The following is a 14,865-nucleotide window of genomic DNA, read 5'->3' as shown; positions in this document are numbered from 1 at the left end:
CTCTGCATCGATTGTGCGGCCCCCATCGTCCTGCGATGGGGGCCGTATGCATAGTAGGTGCCACCGCCCACCCTGACCCTCAGGAATCGCCGACATGCCGACGTCTCCCACCCTTGAAGCGCGAATCGAGCGGGCCCTCGACCGGGTGCCGCCGGAGCGGTCGTTGTGGATCGCGCTGTCCGGTGGGCTCGACTCCTGCGTGCTGCTGGCGCTGGCGGCAAGGGCCTGCGGGCAGCGGTCGCGCCGATTGAGGGCGATCCACGTGCACCATGGCCTGCAGGCGGCGGCGGATGACTTCGAGCGCCACTGTCGCAGGCTGTGCGCGCAGCAGGGGGTAACCCTCGAGGTCGTCCGGGCAAGGGTGGACCGTACCTCCGGCAAGGGCCTGGAGGCGGCGGCGCGCCAGGCGCGCTACGACACCTTCGTCGAATGCCTGGACGCCGGTGATGTGCTGTGGCTGGCCCAGCACCGTGATGACCAGGCCGAGACGCTGCTGCTGGCCGCACTCAGGCGCGCAGGCGTTGCGGGCCTTGCCGCCATGCCGGCGCGGCGTGAGGAGCGTGGCCTTTCGATCGAGCGCCCCTTGCTGGAGGTCCGGCGAAGCGAACTGGAAGCCGAAGCCCGGCGTCGCGGGCTCGATTGGGTCGAGGACCCCAGCAACGCCAGTCGCGAGTTCGATCGCAACTATCTGCGTCATGAGGTGGTGCCGGCGCTGGAGCAGCGCTGGCCCGACGCCGCGGACGCCCTGGCGGCGAGTGCACGGCATGCCGGCGAGGCGGCGGCACTGCTGGACGAATACGCGCTTGAGGATCTGGCGCGGCTGGGTGGCGACCCCGCCAGGCTGGAACTCGAGGGCCTGCTGTCGCTGTCACGGCGCCGTCAGCGCTGGTTGATCGGGCTGTGCATGCGTCGGCTGGGACTTGCGCCGGCACCGGGACCACGGTTGGACGATCTGCTCGAGCAATGTCATGCCCGGCGTGACGCCGAGGTCAAGGTGAGCTGGCCCGGGGCAGAGGCGCGGCTCTGGCGCGGTGCGTTGTGGCTGATGGGGGAGGGTGCCGGAGATCCGCTGGAGGTTGCCGAAGGCCCCTGGTCTCCAGGGAGCGCCCTGGTGGTCGCCGGTGTGCCAATAAAGCTGCCGAGGCCGGCGGAGGAAACGTCGCTGCCCTTGTGGCTGCGCCCGCGCCAGGGCGGCGAACGGCTGAGGCTTGCCGGGCGAGGAAGCCGCGACCTGAAGCGGCTGTTGCAGGAGGCCGGTGTGCCGCCCTGGCGGCGTGCCCAGGTGCTGGTGGTGTGGCAGGGCGAGCGCTGCGTGGCGGCGCTGGACGCCGGCAGGGGGTGCTGGATCGCCCTGGCCGAGGGCTGGACGGCGTCGCCCTGACGGGCGACGCCTGGGGCCGGCTGATGGGTTGGCCATGGGCTTCTGGCCAAAGACCTGGTGAGAGGGCTCAGGCTTCGGCGTGGGCGGCGCCTGCGTGCAGCTTGAGCGCGAAGTCGGTATTGGCCAGGTAGTCGGCCTCGCGTTCCAGGTCGGTGCACAAGAGGCCGGGCTCGTCGCCGCCCTGGTAGTGCAGATGCAGGACCTCGCCGTCCACCTCGAGCCGCGGCGTCGCCGGCGGCTGCTCCGGGCGCGAATGGTTGAGGATCACCGCCAGTCGCAGCAGGCGTGCCAGGCGCTGGCTGTCGCGCTGTTCGGCCTTCGGCAGCAGCTGCCATTCCTTGCTCGGGAACTTGCGCCGGTGGGCGCGCACCAGGAAGGCCAGCAGGCGCTGTTCCGGGCGCGAGAAGCCGGCCAGATCCGAGTGCTCGAGCAGATAGGCGCCGTGGCGATGGAACTGACTGTGCGAGATCGACTGGCCGATCTCGTGCACCCAGGCGGCCCACTCCAGATAGCGGCCACGTTCCTCATCGAGCCCCCAGTCGCCGGCGACCTGGGCGAACAGCGCCTTGGCCGAGGCGGCCACATTGTCGGCCTGACGGACGTCGACGGCGTTGTAGCGGGCCAGGGTCTCCAGGCTCTTTAGACGCGAGTCCTCGGGACTGTTGCGGCCGGCCATGTCGTAGAGCACCCCTTCACGCAGGGCGCCGTCGGCGTAGCGCATTTCGCTGAGGTCGAAGGCCTCGAAGATCGCGCACAGAATCGCGACGCCGGCGGGAAAGACCCGGGCACGATCGGCCTTGAGCCCATCCATGGAGACCTTGTCGAGCTGCTTGGTCTTGATCAGGCGCTTTCTCAACTTGGCCAGACCGTCGCGGGTGATTACCCCTTCCGGCGCGTCGCCTGCCGCGTGCATCACCGCCGCCGCGGCCTTGATGGTGCCGCTGGAGCCCACCGGGTCATCCCAGCCCAGACGCTGGTAGGGTCTGCGGATATTAGCCAGTTCCGACAGCGCCGCGAGTTCGGCGTTGCGCATGCGCTTCTCGCTGATATCGCCGTCGCCGAAGAAGCGTCGGGTAAAGGTCACACAGCCCATGGACAGGCTTTCCAGCGCCTTGGGTTCGAACTGTTCGCCGATGATGAACTCGGTGGAACCGCCGCCGATATCGACGATCAGCCGGCGCCCGTTCTCGGCCAGGGCGTGGGCCGCGCCGAGGTAGATCAGGCGTGCCTCCTCGCGCCCGGCGATGATCTCGATGCGCGTGCCGAGCATGGCCTCGGCGCGGTCGATCAACTCCTGGCTATTGTGGGCATCGCGCAGGGCGTTGGTGCCCACCACCCGCATGCGCGAGGCGGGGATGCCCTCGAGAAAGGGCGCAAAGCGAGCCAGGCAGTCCAGCGCCCGTGTCATGGCGTCCTCGTTGAGGTAGCCGTCGTCGTCCAGGCCCGCCGCCAGCTGGACCTTTTCGCCCAGCCGCGCCACCACCTGCAGCCGGTCATCCTGATAGTTGGCCACCAGCAGGTGAAAGCTGTTGGAGCCGAGGTCGATGGCGGCCAGGCGGGCGGGGTCCTTGGTGGCGTCGTGGGGCGACTCGCGCAGGGTGCTGAGCGTATCCGAGGGTTGATTCATGGCGGGTCCTTCACTGGAGATGGATCAAGGTTGCGTTTCGCCCCGGGGGATGTCAATGATCCGGGTCCGCCACGGGGCTTGCGTTCCCCTTCCGGCTTGTCTAGTATCGGGTCATTCGCCTGTTTCGAATGTGTTTTCCCGGTCGCGCCGCCGCCGCGACGTGACCATCCCAAGTCGTCAGACAGCCCGCACGACGTCAGCTCCGCTCCCGGCCAAGGCCCCGGCCCAAGCCCGCGAGACGCTGGCAACGGCGAATGAACCTGCTCCCTCGTCCAGACGCTGGCGTGGATCTCCCCTCCGGAGAATCCAGTCAATGGCCCTATTATCTTTACCTGGCCTCGCACGAGCAGCCTCGGGCTCTGAACGCACTCAATCGGCGTGTCTTTTCGCCCCTCGGCGCCTTGCCGCCCGGCTTCCACGAGTAATTTCTGAACTCTGATGAATCTGACCGAACTCAAGCAAAAGCCCGTGCCGGAGCTTCTCGATATCGCCCGCGAGATGGGTATCGACAACCTGGCCCGGTCCCGCAAGCAGGACATCATCTTTGCCATCCTGAAGAAGCACGCCAAGAGCGGCGAAGACATCTTCGGCGATGGCGTGCTGGAGATCCTTCAGGACGGTTTCGGATTCCTGCGCAGCGCCGACAGCTCCTACCTGGCCGGCCCCGACGATATCTATGTGTCGCCGTCCCAGATCCGGCGCTTCAACCTGCGCAAGGGCGACACCATCTCCGGCAAGATTCGCCCGCCGAAAGAAGGCGAGCGCTACTTCGCGCTGTTGAAGGTCAGCCAGATCAACCTGGACCGGCCGGAGAACGCCAAGCACAAGATCCTGTTCGAGAACCTCACGCCGCTGTTTCCGCAGGACCGTCTGCGCATGGAGATCGGCAATGGTTCCACCGAGGATCTGACCGCGCGCATCATCGACCTGACCGCACCCATCGGCAAGGGCCAGCGTGGCCTGATCGTGTCGCCGCCCAAGGCGGGTAAGACGCTGATGTTGCAGAACATCGCCACCTCGATCACGCGTAACAACCCCGAGTGCCAGTTGATCGTGCTGCTGATCGACGAGCGCCCCGAGGAGGTCACCGAGATGTCGCGCACCGTGCGCGGCGAAGTGGTCGCCTCGACCTTCGACGAGCCGCCGGCGCGTCACGTCCAGGTGGCCGAGATGGTGATCGAGAAGGCCAAGCGTCTGGTCGAGCACAAGAAGGACGTGGTCATCCTGCTCGATTCCATCACCCGTCTGGCGCGCGCCTACAACACCGTGGTGCCGTCCTCCGGCAAGGTGCTGACCGGTGGTGTCGACGCCCACGCCCTGGAAAAGCCCAAGCGCTTCTTCGGTGCCGCGCGTAACATCGAGGAAGGCGGCAGCCTGACCATCATCGCCACGGCCCTGGTGGACACCGGCTCCAAGATGGACGAAGTGATCTTCGAGGAGTTCAAGGGCACCGGTAACATGGAAGCCCACCTGGATCGCCGTCTGGCCGAGCGTCGCGTCTATCCCGCGCTCAACATCCGCCGCAGCGGCACCCGTCGTGAGGACCTGATCGCCTCCGACGAGGAGATGCAGCGCATGTGGATCCTGCGCAAGCTGCTCAACCCGATGGACGATACCGCGGCCACCGAGTTCCTGATCGACCGACTCAAGGACACCAAGACCAACCTCGAATTCTTCGAGGCGATGAAGCGCCGCTAGCGTTGGCCAACGCCGCGCCTGGGCGGTCGCCAGACGCAAGGTCCAGGTGACCGAGGTCAAGACGAGGGGCAGCATGCTATGCTGCCCCTTTTGTGTTCAGGGGAGCGAGGCAATCGCATGAAATATGGTGACTTGCGTGACTTTATCGCGGGTCTCGAGGCCGCCGGCGAACTCAAGCGGGTGACCGCCGAGGTGGACCCCTATCTCGAGATCACCGAGATCTGCGATCGCACCCTGCGCGCCGGTGGCCCTGCGTTGTTGTTCGAGAACGTCAAGGGCAGCGAAATGCCGCTGCTCGGCAACCTTTTCGGCACCCCCAAACGCGTCGCCATGGGCATGGGCCAGGACTCGGTGGAGGCGCTGCGCGAGGTCGGTGAGCTGCTGGCCTTTCTCAAGGAGCCGGAACCTCCCAAGGGCTTTCGCGATGCCTGGGAAAAGCTGCCGATCTTCAAGCAGATCATGAGCATGGGTCCCAAGACCGTGCGCTCGGCACCGGTCCAGCAGCGAGTCTTCGAGGGCGATGAGGTGGACCTGGATCGACTGCCGATCCAGCACTGCTGGCCCGGTGATGCCGCCCCCCTGGTGACCTGGCCGCTGGTGATCACCAAGGGCCCGCACAAGAGTCGTCAGAATCTCGGTATCTATCGCCAGCAGAAGCTCGGCAAGAACCGCCTGATCATGCGCTGGCTGTCCCATCGTGGCGGCGCGCTGGACTTCCAGGAATTCCAGCAGGCGCACCCCGGCGAGCCCTTTCCGGTGGCGGTGGCGCTGGGCGCCGACCCGGCGACCATTCTGGGGGCGGTGACCCCGGTGCCTGACTCGCTGTCCGAGTACGCCTTCGCCGGGCTGCTGCGTGGCTCGCGCACCGAACTGGTCAACTGCGGTCACGCCGACCTGCAGGTGCCGGCGTCTGCCGAGATCATCCTCGAGGGCTTCCTGTACCCCGATGATACCGCGCCGGAAGGTCCCTACGGCGACCATACCGGCTACTACAACGAGGTGGAGACCTTTCCGGTGTTCACCGTGACGCGCATGACCATGCGCAAGGACGCCATCTACCACTCCACCTACACCGGACGTCCACCGGACGAGCCTGCGATCCTCGGGCTCGCCTTGAACGAGGTGTTCGTGCCGATCCTGCGCCGCCAGTTCCCTGAGATCGTCGACTTCTATCTGCCCCCGGAAGGCTGCTCCTACCGCATGGCGGTCGTGACCATGAAAAAGCAGTACCCGGGCCACGCCAAGCGGGTAATGATGGGGGTATGGAGCTTCCTGCGTCAGTTCATGTACACCAAGTTCGTGGTCGTGCTGGATGATGACGTCGACGCTCGCCAGTGGGAGGACGTGATCTGGGCCATCACCACCCGCATGGACCCGGCCCGCGACACCGTGATGGTCGAGAACACCCCGATCGACTACCTCGATTTCGCCTCTCCGGTGGCTGGGCTCGGCTCCAAGATGGGCCTGGACGCCACCAGCAAGTGGCCGGGTGAAACGGACAGGGAGTGGGGCGTGGCGATTGCCATGGACGACAGCATCAAGTCCCGGGTCAGCGAGCGCTGGGACGAATTCGACATTCCTCTCCCCGACAGCAACAAGAGGTCGACATGACGGCAAGGACCCTGACCTGCCAGGTCATCGAGGTCGAGGACCTCACCCCTGACGTGTTTCGCGTGATTCTGGAAGGACGCGCCGAGGCCATGGCCCATGCCCCGGGCCAGTACCTGGAAATGTGCCTGGACGATGACTGCTGGGTGCCCTTTTCCATCGCCAGCCGCCATCGTGACGATGGGCGACTCGAGCTGCATATTCAGCACTGGCCCGAACGCTCCAACTCGGCCCAGCTCAGGGCCATGCTGGTCGAGGCCCAGCACCTGACCGTGCGTCTGCCGGGGGGCGACTGCGTGCTGGATGGTGAAAGCGATCGTCCGCTGACGCTGATCGCCGCCGGTACCGGCTTCGCCCAGATGAAGGCGATCGTCGAGGCGGCGCTCCACGCCAACCCCGAGCGCTCCATCAGCCTGTGGTGGGCGGCCAAGGAACGCCGTGATCTGTACGCCGAGAGCCTGGCCCGGCAGTGGGTCGCCGAGTCCGATAAGGTCAGCTTCCACGCGGTCTGCGAGGAAGGCTTCGAGCAAGGCTTCGCCGACGAGCGGGTGCACGCCCATCATGGCCGTATCGACGCCGCACTCGCCGCCGAGCTTGGCGATGTGTCGGGCCACGACGTCTATCTGTCGGGCTCGCCCGGCATGGTCTATGCCTGTGTCGACGTGCTCGCCTCGCTGGGGCTGGACCCGTCACGGGTGTTCTCGGACGTCTTCGCCTACGCGCCACGCGACCCTCTGGTGCCGGTGGTCGGTAGCCTGGTCGGGGAAAAGCAGTCATGAGTGCGTCGCCGATCCTGATTACCGGTGGCGCCCAGCGTCTGGGGCGTCACTGCGCCGAGCGCCTGGTACAGGACGGCCAGCCGGTGATCATCAGCTATCGCCGCGAGCGCCCGGAGCTCGAGGCCATGCGCGAGCGCGGCATCGTCACCCTCCAGGCGGACTTCTCCAGCGAAGACGGTATCCTCGACTTCCTGGAGCGGCTCAAGGACGAGACAGACGCCTTGCGTGCCATCGTCCACAACGCCAGCGACTGGGCACCGGACAGCGATGGCGAGGATGCCGGGGCCGCCTTCGAGCGGCTGTTCCGTATCCATATGCTGGCGCCTTACCTGATCAACCTCCACGCCAAGCCCTTGCTCGACGCCTGCAGCGAGCCTCAGCGGGATATCGTCCACATGACCGACTACGTGGTGCAGAAGGGCTCGCGCAAGCACGCCGCCTACGCCGCCACCAAGGCCGGGCTCGACAATCTGACGCTGTCCTTCGCCGCGCGTTATGCCCCTGAGATCCAGGTCAACGCCATTGCACCCGCGCTGATCATGCTCAATCAGGGCGATGACGAGGACTATGCCGCCAAGGCCAGGGCCAAGTCGGCGATGGACATGGTGCCGGGGCCCGGGGTCATCTACCAGAGCCTGCGCTACCTGCTCGACAACCGCTATGTGACCGGGACGACCCTGGCCGTGGACGGTGGACGCCACCTGCGCTGAATCGCCGGCGGACTCGCCTGACCCGAGGAATCCCCCTAGACTCTGGATGACCCTGACAACAACATCACAAGGAGGCGACCCATGGCCCATCACGACGACGACCTGCATGGTGACAGCTCTCACGACGGCTTTCATGACGAAAGCGGATTCCTGACGATCTTTCTCGGCCTGGTAGTGATGGTCGGCATGACCTGTCTGCCGGCGACCATCGGCTGGGTGCAACTGGCGACAGGCTAGCCAGGGGCGTCAGCAGACCATGGTCGACGGCACGGCGCTTTTCCTGCCCGTGCACAGGGGTTGCCATTTGCTCCGGCGCGGGGCAGGATGAAGCAAGATTCGAGGAGACACCGATGACCGATCACGCAAACCCGACCCGACCCCGACCCGATGGCAGCGACAGCGCCCTCGTCGGTGCCGTCGTGGGTTCGGATTGTGTGCATGCGGACGCGGTGTCCTTTTATTGGCCCAGCTTTTCCTGGTATTGGTTTGATACCGGGGCGCTGGTGCGCGAGGCCTGATCCAAGTATCTGGCACTCGCGAGGCGCTCCCCCCCAGGGCCGCCTCCCAGAACCCCCGGACGGCTGCCCGTCCGGGGGTTCCTTGTTTGTGTGGCCAGACGTTTTCACTCAGTAGCACTCACCTGCGAAAGGCAGGCAACCGGAGCAATGACATGACCGCATATCGACTCTTCGCCAGCACCATTTCCCATGGCTATGCCTATGGCGATAGCTGGCGATTTATCGACGCGCGGTCGGCCCAACTGGCCACCTCCGACCGTGAGCGCCTCGGTGGTCGACGCACCCAACGATGTACGACCACACGGAGCTGATACCATGACCGCCAGCCTTTCGCTTGCCACCGCCGACCTCAACGCTGCCGCGACGCAAGAGACCGCCCCCCAGATGACCCTGCCGACCCCGCAGGCGCTCAAGCGCCAGTGCCCACTCGGGACGACCCTGAGCGATCGCGTCGACGCTCAGCGTCAGCAGATCCGTGACATTCTCGAGGGTCGTGATGATCGCCTGCTGGCGGTGGTCGGGCCCTGTTCGATCCATGACCCCAGGTCGGCGCTTGAATACGCCCGGCGCCTGGCCTCCCTGGCCGACAGCATCCGTGATCGAGTGCTGGTGGTGATGCGGGTGTACGTCGAGAAGCCCCGCACCACCGTGGGCTGGAAGGGCCTGGCCTATGACCCGGACCTGGATGGCAAGGGCGACATGGCGCGTGGGCTCGAGCTGTCACGCCAGCTGATGCGCGAGATCGTCGAGCTGGGCCTGCCGGTGGCCACCGAGATCCTGCAGCCGATGATCGCTCCTTACCTTGAGGACCTGCTGGCCTGGGTCGCGATCGGCGCACGCACCACCGAATCCCAGCTGCATCGCGAGATGGCCAGTGGCATCGGCGCGGTGGTCGGCTTCAAGAACGCCACCAGCGGCGACGTCCAGGTGGCACTCGACGCCATGCGCTCGGCCGCCCACCCCCACCAGCACTTCGCGGTGGGCGAGCAGGGGCAGCCGGTCATGCGCGAGACTACCGGCAACCCCTACACCCATGTGGTGCTGCGGGGCGGCCACGGTGAGCCCAACTACGGGGTCGATGCGGTCGCCGCCGCCAGGAAGGCGCTGATCGGCACCGGCCTGCCGCCGCGGCTGATGGTGGACTGCAGCCACGCCAACGCACGCAAGGACCATCGCCGTCAGAGCGAAGTCCTGCTCGAGGTGCTGGCCCAGCGCCTGGCCGGTGACACCTCGCTGATCGGGGTGATGCTCGAAAGCCACCTGAACGAGGGTAAACAACCCTTGGAGCCCGGCAAGCTGCGCTACGGTGTCTCGGTCACCGACGCCTGCATCGGCTGGGAGACCACCGAACACCTGTTGAGCCTGGCTGCCGAGCGTCTTGCCCAGCAGGGTTGAGCCCGACGATGCGAACGAACCAGACCAGAGGCCCTTTCGGGCCTCTGGTCGTTTTTGTCCGGCGTAACTGGCTCGCGCCGTGGGTGGGGACGTGACTCAGCGGCAGAAGGGCCATACCTGATAGAAGCTGTCGCAGCGGAATGCCGCCTCGCAGGCCGCCAGTTGGCTGCGGTAGCGGGAAGCATAGTGGATGGCCACCTGACTCAGCGGCAGAAGGGCCATACCTGATAGAAGCTGTCGCAGCGGAATTCCGCCTCGCAGGCTGCCAGTTGGCTGCGGTAGCGGGAAGCATGGTGGGAGGCCACCTGACTCAGCGGCAGAAGGGCCATACCTGATAGAAGCTGTCGCAGCGGAATTCCGCCTCGCAGGCCGCCAGTTGGCCGCGGTAGCGGGAAGCTGTGCTGGCCACCTCCCGCGCCGCGCGTTGCACCGCCGGCTTGGCGCGATAGCTGCCGCGCTGATAGCCGCCCTGGCCTTCGTGGTAGGCCAGGTACAGGTGCTCGGGGTTGGACAGTGACACCCCCGTCATGCGCCGCGTGCGGGCGTTGTACCAGCCGATGAAGTCGGTGGCGTCGTCCATGTCGGTGCGACTGGCGAACAGCCCGCCGGCGTCATCGTCGTATTCGCCCCATACCGGATCCTGGGCCTGGGCATAGCCGTAGGCCGAGGACGGGCGCGTCCACGGAATGAAGCCCAGCAACTTGGTACGTGGCGGCCTGACGTGGCTGCGAAACGACGACTCGCGCTTGATGAAGGCCATCTGGGTCCAGGGGGGCGTGCCCCACTTTTCATAAGAGGCCTGGGTGGCGTCGTACCAGTCAGGCTGCTGGCGAAAGATCTCGCACAGATTGTCCTGATGGCTCGGCGGCGCCGGGGCGAAGGCGGCGCAGCCGCTGAGAGTAACAAGCGCCGCGGCAAGCACCGTAGTGAGTAGAGCAGACCGCATCCCTGGCATGGCCCGTTTCACAACATTTTCCCGTTTTAGTGATATCGCCCCCAGTATGCCCTCCCGTGCACTGTCGGGTCATCCTCACATGTCCCACCGGCTGCTTCGGGTCATCGGAGAGGGGGCGATGGGGCGAACGCCTTCGATGTCCGATGACGTCTGAGTTCGATCATCCAGCGCCACGCTCAAGGCCAGGACGGTCATTTCTTGCGGGAAGGCAAACGGGTTGCATCAAGGTGCCTGTTGTTCGCCTATGGTAGCGGTTGCCGCTGAAAACGCCTGTTGAAGCCAAACCACCACCTTGTCGAGGATGGCATTGTCGGACATTGTTTGGCTCCTGATCAGGTGGTAGTGCAGTCCCGGTAGAAACGGGCCGAATGGCACCTCCAGCACACCACGAGCGATCTCATCCTGCACCAGGGTCAAGCCCAGCAGGGCCACGCCCTGACCGGAGATAGCGGCCTGGATCGCGTGACTTTCTTCGGAGAAGGCGAGTCGAGGCCCCAGCACGGCAGGGGTAGACCCCACCGCCTGACACCACTGAGCCCAGCCGGGCAGGCCAAGGTTCGGACAGTACCAGTCGAAATCGATATGACGAACACCCCTGAGGTCGTCGACGCCAGCCAGCTGGAGTTGCGGGCTGGCGACCAGGGCAATGCGATCGGTCGCCAGGGTCACCACCTCATGGTCCGGATAGGGGCCCATACCGTAACGAATCGCCAGGCGGGTTCCATGCGTCAGATCAAGCACGCTCTCGCTGGCATGGATATTCAAGGCGATATCGGGATTCGTCGAATGAAAGTCGGTCAGTCGAGGAAGCAGCCACTGGCTGGCGAAGGCCGGAGTGCAGGAGAGGGTGACGCTGGCGGGTGTCGTTCGCTTGAGCAGACTTTCCAATGCGTCGGCGAAGGCGTCAAAGCCCTGGCGTAGCACGGGAGAAAGCTCCGTTGCCGCGTCGGTCGGGATCACCTGGCGGGTGCGACGCTCGAATAGCCCTACGCCGAGCCAGCTTTCCAGTTCACGTACCTGGTGGCTGATCGCGGCGGGCGTTACCGCCAGCTCTTCAGCCGCCCCCTTGAAACTACGGTGACGTGCTGCCGCCTCAAAGGCACGCAACTGCGAGAGTGGTAGTCGGCGTCGTTGCATCGCATCCCTATGGACAAAAAATTTTTGTGTATCTGCAAAGAATAGATCGTTTGTCGGCCCGAATCGATTGGAAGATTCTGTCGTTCGTGCACCACCAAGCATGAGCGGTACTAATCCCAAAGGAGAATCTTCATGGCTACACTGTTGCACCTTGATGCCAGCGCACGCTCCGGACTTTCCGGTAGTCAACCCCACGGATCGCATTCGAGACGCCTCAGCGCCCACTTCGTCACACAGTGGCAACGGGCACGTCCTGACGACAGGGTCGTCTATCGCGATGTCGGCCAGCAGCCGCCTCGTCCTGTCACCGGTGATTGGATTCATGCCGCCTTCACCAAGCCGGAAGCGCGGGATAGGTGGATGCACGAGGTTCTCGCGGAGAGTGATTCCCTGGTCGACGAACTGCTCGAGGCGGATCTGATCATTGCTGGCGTACCGATGTACAACTTCGGCGTTCCGGCCGGATTCAAGGCTTATATCGACAATATCGTGCGAGTCGGGCGGACTTTCGGCTTTGATCGCTCCCGCCCAGGCTTGCCCTATTGGCCGATGCTGAGCGCCATGGGCAAGCGCTTGGTAGTGCTTGGTGCCCGGGGTGATTATGGCTATGAGTCTGGTGAGCGAATGGAGCACACCAACCACGTCGAACCACACTTGCGTACCGTTTTCGCCTATCTCGGCATAGAGGAGTTGCACAGCATCGCCGTGGAGTATGACGAGTTTGCCGACGAGCGGCTGCAGCAGTCTCTGATTCAGGCGGAGCAACGCGTTGAGGCGTTGGTCGACAGGCTGGCGGCCAGTCTGGACGTTGCTCGCGTTGTTTCCGATCCAGTCTCGGGGTGAGCGCACCTCCGTGACCGCTTCTTCGATCGTCCCCTGCTGGGTACCAGATGCTCGGCAACAGATGTGATTCCCTGTCCAGCAAACGTCTGTATTGCAGAACTTGAAATAAGAATAGTCTCGCGGGATGAGAAATTTGCGCGTCTCGCCGTCAGAGGGCCGATGTGGTGAGAGGGAGTGTCTGATTTCCAACAATGTATTCTTCATGATAAGTCGGAAAAATCAGTGAGCGAGGTGGATGATGGGTGGTTATATAAGTAGAGATAGGGAGCCTGATCTGGCGGCTTCTTTCGGTGCGCTGGAAGAAAAACAGTTGTCAGTGAGCCAACCGCTTGCGCGCAATGGTGTTCTGCAGCCAGGAAAGGTCTATTTCATTCCCGCGAGGTGTGGCGCTGCCGTTGTACTGGAAAAAGGGCAGATGCTTACGCTGATTAACGTAAGTGGATTGCAGGTCTGCGATATGTGGGCTTTCAATACGAGTGATCCAGACGAATTTCTATCCATGGAACATACTCGAACCCATCTTGGGCGCTTGGTGCCGGTTGTCGGTGACAGTATGGTTTCCAATAGAAGAAACGAGATGCTGGAACTAGTGGAAGATACTTCGCCTGGGGTGCATGACACATTGATTGCCGCCTGCGATATCAATCGCTATAGACAGCTTGGCGTAAGCGAATACCATGACAACTGTGTTGATAATCTTCGAATGGCATTGCTTGCCATCGGCAAGGAGGTTTCGCATGTTCCATCACCATTCAATGTGTGGATGAATGTTCCACTTGATGGTGATGGCTCACTGACATTTGTGCCACCCGTGGCCAAAAGAGACGACAGGATCGTGTTCAAGGCAATGATGACCTGTTACGTAGTCATGTCATGCTGTCCCCAGGATATTACGGCGGTCAACGGAGTTGGTAGCCAAACGGAAAGTATAGGAGTCATGCTCGGAGATTGAAGAAACACGGGATAGATGGCGATGCACTGCAACTCCGCCGCCGGCGCTAAAGGTTCTCATTTCGTCGGAGGTAAACTCCAGCCTTTGCGCTCCGGCGGCATCCGGCTCGTCATCGCTCACGATATGACTTCAGCACTCCCTCTCGTCGCTTCAAACGCCTCTACACGTTTTTTGGGCCAGCGGCAGCGAAGTTTAGCGATAGCGATCACGCTGCCTCTACGCGGGCTCGGGCTTCTTCTCCCTTGGCTGACCCTCACCTCCGATGTCCGAGGGCACCAGTGGCAGGTCCTCGGGCAGGTGGCGGGCACAGAAGTCCAGGCAGTCGAGGCCGTTGACGGCCTGGGGGGCCAGTGGACAATTCCATGGCGACTCGCGCAGCACTTCCGGAAGATGGTCGCTCAGGTCCTCCATGTCCTGACTCTTGGGCCAGCACAGCCAGCGCTCCCGTTCAGGGGTCTCGGGGTGGCGCCACTTCAGCATCCAGTCGTCGCCCCAGGGCAGTACGCCCAGGGTGTCGGGTTCGGGCGGCGGCAGACCCTGGAAGGCGCTGGCCCACCAGCGGGGCGAGAGGTGATGGCGTCCCAGGCGTCGGCTGCACTGGGCCAGCAGGGTACGCTGCACCACCATGACATCCAGGGCGCTGTCATCACGATAGAGCACATGGAGCGCGAGAGTGTGCGGTATTACGCAAAGCTCCCGCTCAACCAGTTCATCCAGTGACTCCCTGCTGTCGACCTCCTCGGCCAGGGCGCCGTCCAGCGTTACCAGGGTGACCGATTGTGGCGGTATGACGAGACAACAGGGAAGTGCCTGGTCGAGGCATGAAAGCGATTGGACATTGGCGGCGCTGCCCCGGTCGAGGCTCTGTTGATCGACACAGTGGACCCAGTACCAACGAGGCTCGGGATCTTCGTCGGCTGAAGGGGCGCGTTGGGGCATAAGAAGTATGCGCTGATGTCGGTGTCCCAGATTCCACATGGTTCTGGTCCTGTCGATAGCGATTGTTGGTGCACTGTGTCGACGAGCGAAGCCATTTTCTTTCACCAACTGTTACTCTTTTTACAATAGCGCTACTTCCTGTGCTCTGCGTCAACCTCGTCTATCGTCATACGAGTGTCATCTGGACTACCTAGTGTTGTCGGCGGACCGCCGTCGCCCCTGTGATCGACTTTCCCCTCCGATACCCGAGGCCGGCAACAGTGACTGGCACCGACAGCCCACGCCTTGACGGCGAACAGAGGGCTGCAAGAAGAGGACTGCGC

At 63.9% G+C, this 14,865-nt stretch carries 16 protein-coding genes; 11 read left to right on the top strand and 5 right to left on the bottom strand.

Annotated features, from left to right (window positions below; all coding sequences use genetic code 11):
• The first annotated feature begins 94 nt into the window (after window positions 1-94).
• Window positions 95-1,381: a tRNA lysidine(34) synthetase TilS gene (gene tilS, locus EBB56_RS06785; protein WP_124803470.1), complete on the top strand. Its 1,287-nt coding sequence runs from the start codon at window positions 95-97 to the stop codon at window positions 1,379-1,381.
• Between the two features lie 67 nt (window positions 1,382-1,448).
• Here the strand turns inward: tilS and ppx are convergent, their stop codons facing one another.
• Window positions 1,449-3,008 (bottom strand): exopolyphosphatase, encoded by a 1,560-nt coding sequence (gene ppx, locus EBB56_RS06780; protein ID WP_124803468.1) that lies wholly within the window; start codon window positions 3,006-3,008, stop codon window positions 1,449-1,451.
• Between the two features lie 438 nt (window positions 3,009-3,446).
• On the opposite strand from ppx, the gene rho reads away from it, so the two are divergent.
• The 8 genes from rho (at window position 3,447) to EBB56_RS06755 (ending at window position 9,716) form a co-directional block, all read left to right on the top strand.
• The gene (gene rho / locus EBB56_RS06775; protein ID WP_045991171.1) at window positions 3,447-4,706 is read left to right on the top strand and encodes a transcription termination factor Rho; all 1,260 of its coding nucleotides are present in this window, start codon (window positions 3,447-3,449) and stop codon (window positions 4,704-4,706) included.
• 117 nt (window positions 4,707-4,823) lie between these two features.
• Window positions 4,824-6,317 carry a 4-hydroxy-3-polyprenylbenzoate decarboxylase gene (ubiD, locus tag EBB56_RS06770; RefSeq protein ID WP_045991170.1) on the top strand — a complete coding sequence of 498 codons (1,494 nt, stop codon included), beginning with the start codon at window positions 4,824-4,826 and terminating at the stop codon, window positions 6,315-6,317.
• Window positions 6,314-7,093: an NAD(P)H-flavin reductase gene (locus tag EBB56_RS06765; protein ID WP_108132291.1), complete on the top strand. Its 780-nt coding sequence runs from the start codon at window positions 6,314-6,316 to the stop codon at window positions 7,091-7,093. The genes ubiD and EBB56_RS06765 overlap by 4 nt, the downstream gene beginning before the upstream one ends.
• On the top strand, window positions 7,090-7,803 hold the full coding sequence (gene folM / locus EBB56_RS06760) for a dihydromonapterin reductase (RefSeq protein ID WP_124803466.1): 714 nt from the start codon (window positions 7,090-7,092) through the stop codon (window positions 7,801-7,803). Before EBB56_RS06765 ends, folM begins: the two co-directional genes overlap by 4 nt.
• 81 nt (window positions 7,804-7,884) lie before the next feature.
• Window positions 7,885-8,040 (top strand): hypothetical protein, encoded by a 156-nt coding sequence (locus tag EBB56_RS21870; protein ID WP_181248593.1) that lies wholly within the window; start codon window positions 7,885-7,887, stop codon window positions 8,038-8,040.
• Window positions 8,041-8,153: 113 nt separating this feature from the next.
• Window positions 8,154-8,321: a hypothetical protein gene (locus EBB56_RS21865; protein ID WP_185696395.1), complete on the top strand. Its 168-nt coding sequence runs from the start codon at window positions 8,154-8,156 to the stop codon at window positions 8,319-8,321.
• A 152-nt stretch (window positions 8,322-8,473) separates the two neighbouring features.
• Window positions 8,474-8,632 carry a hypothetical protein gene (locus tag EBB56_RS21860; protein ID WP_185696394.1) on the top strand — a complete coding sequence of 53 codons (159 nt, stop codon included), beginning with the start codon at window positions 8,474-8,476 and terminating at the stop codon, window positions 8,630-8,632.
• Between the two features lie 4 nt (window positions 8,633-8,636).
• Entirely contained in the window at window positions 8,637-9,716 is a 1,080-nt protein-coding gene (locus tag EBB56_RS06755) for a 3-deoxy-7-phosphoheptulonate synthase (protein WP_045991167.1), read from the top strand.
• Window positions 9,717-9,812: 96 nt separating this feature from the next.
• Here EBB56_RS06755 and EBB56_RS06750 read toward each other — a convergent pair whose 3' ends face one another.
• The 3 genes from EBB56_RS06750 to EBB56_RS06735 all read right to left on the bottom strand — a co-directional run bounded on the left by EBB56_RS06750 (window position 9,813) and on the right by EBB56_RS06735 (window position 11,910).
• Entirely contained in the window at window positions 9,813-9,938 is a 126-nt protein-coding gene (locus EBB56_RS06750; RefSeq protein ID WP_260425300.1) for a hypothetical protein, read from the bottom strand.
• An 88-nt stretch (window positions 9,939-10,026) separates the two neighbouring features.
• The gene (locus tag EBB56_RS06740; RefSeq protein WP_045991166.1) at window positions 10,027-10,662 is read right to left on the bottom strand and encodes a lysozyme-like domain containing protein; all 636 of its coding nucleotides are present in this window, start codon (window positions 10,660-10,662) and stop codon (window positions 10,027-10,029) included.
• A gap of 231 nt (window positions 10,663-10,893) precedes the next feature.
• Window positions 10,894-11,910, bottom strand: a complete 1,017-nt coding sequence (locus tag EBB56_RS06735) for a LysR substrate-binding domain-containing protein (protein ID WP_083970183.1) — start codon at window positions 11,908-11,910, stop codon at window positions 10,894-10,896.
• 30 nt (window positions 11,911-11,940) lie between these two features.
• On the opposite strand from EBB56_RS06735, the gene EBB56_RS06730 reads away from it, so the two are divergent.
• Both EBB56_RS06730 and EBB56_RS06725 read left to right on the top strand, forming a co-directional pair.
• On the top strand, window positions 11,941-12,651 hold the full coding sequence (locus tag EBB56_RS06730; RefSeq protein WP_045991165.1) for an FMN-dependent NADH-azoreductase: 711 nt from the start codon (window positions 11,941-11,943) through the stop codon (window positions 12,649-12,651).
• Between the two features lie 235 nt (window positions 12,652-12,886).
• Window positions 12,887-13,603 carry a DUF1989 domain-containing protein gene (locus tag EBB56_RS06725; RefSeq protein WP_204248908.1) on the top strand — a complete coding sequence of 239 codons (717 nt, stop codon included), beginning with the start codon at window positions 12,887-12,889 and terminating at the stop codon, window positions 13,601-13,603.
• A gap of 216 nt (window positions 13,604-13,819) precedes the next feature.
• Here EBB56_RS06725 and EBB56_RS06720 read toward each other — a convergent pair whose 3' ends face one another.
• Entirely contained in the window at window positions 13,820-14,581 is a 762-nt protein-coding gene (locus EBB56_RS06720; RefSeq protein ID WP_124803462.1) for a hypothetical protein, read from the bottom strand.
• Between the last annotated feature and the right edge of the window lie 284 nt (window positions 14,582-14,865).

It is taken from the genome of Halomonas sp. YLB-10 (assembly GCF_003856855.1).
In the GTDB taxonomy this organism is placed as follows: Bacteria; Pseudomonadota; Gammaproteobacteria; order Pseudomonadales; family Halomonadaceae; genus Halomonas; species Halomonas litopenaei.
This window is presented reverse-complemented; position numbering and strand designations above follow the sequence as displayed.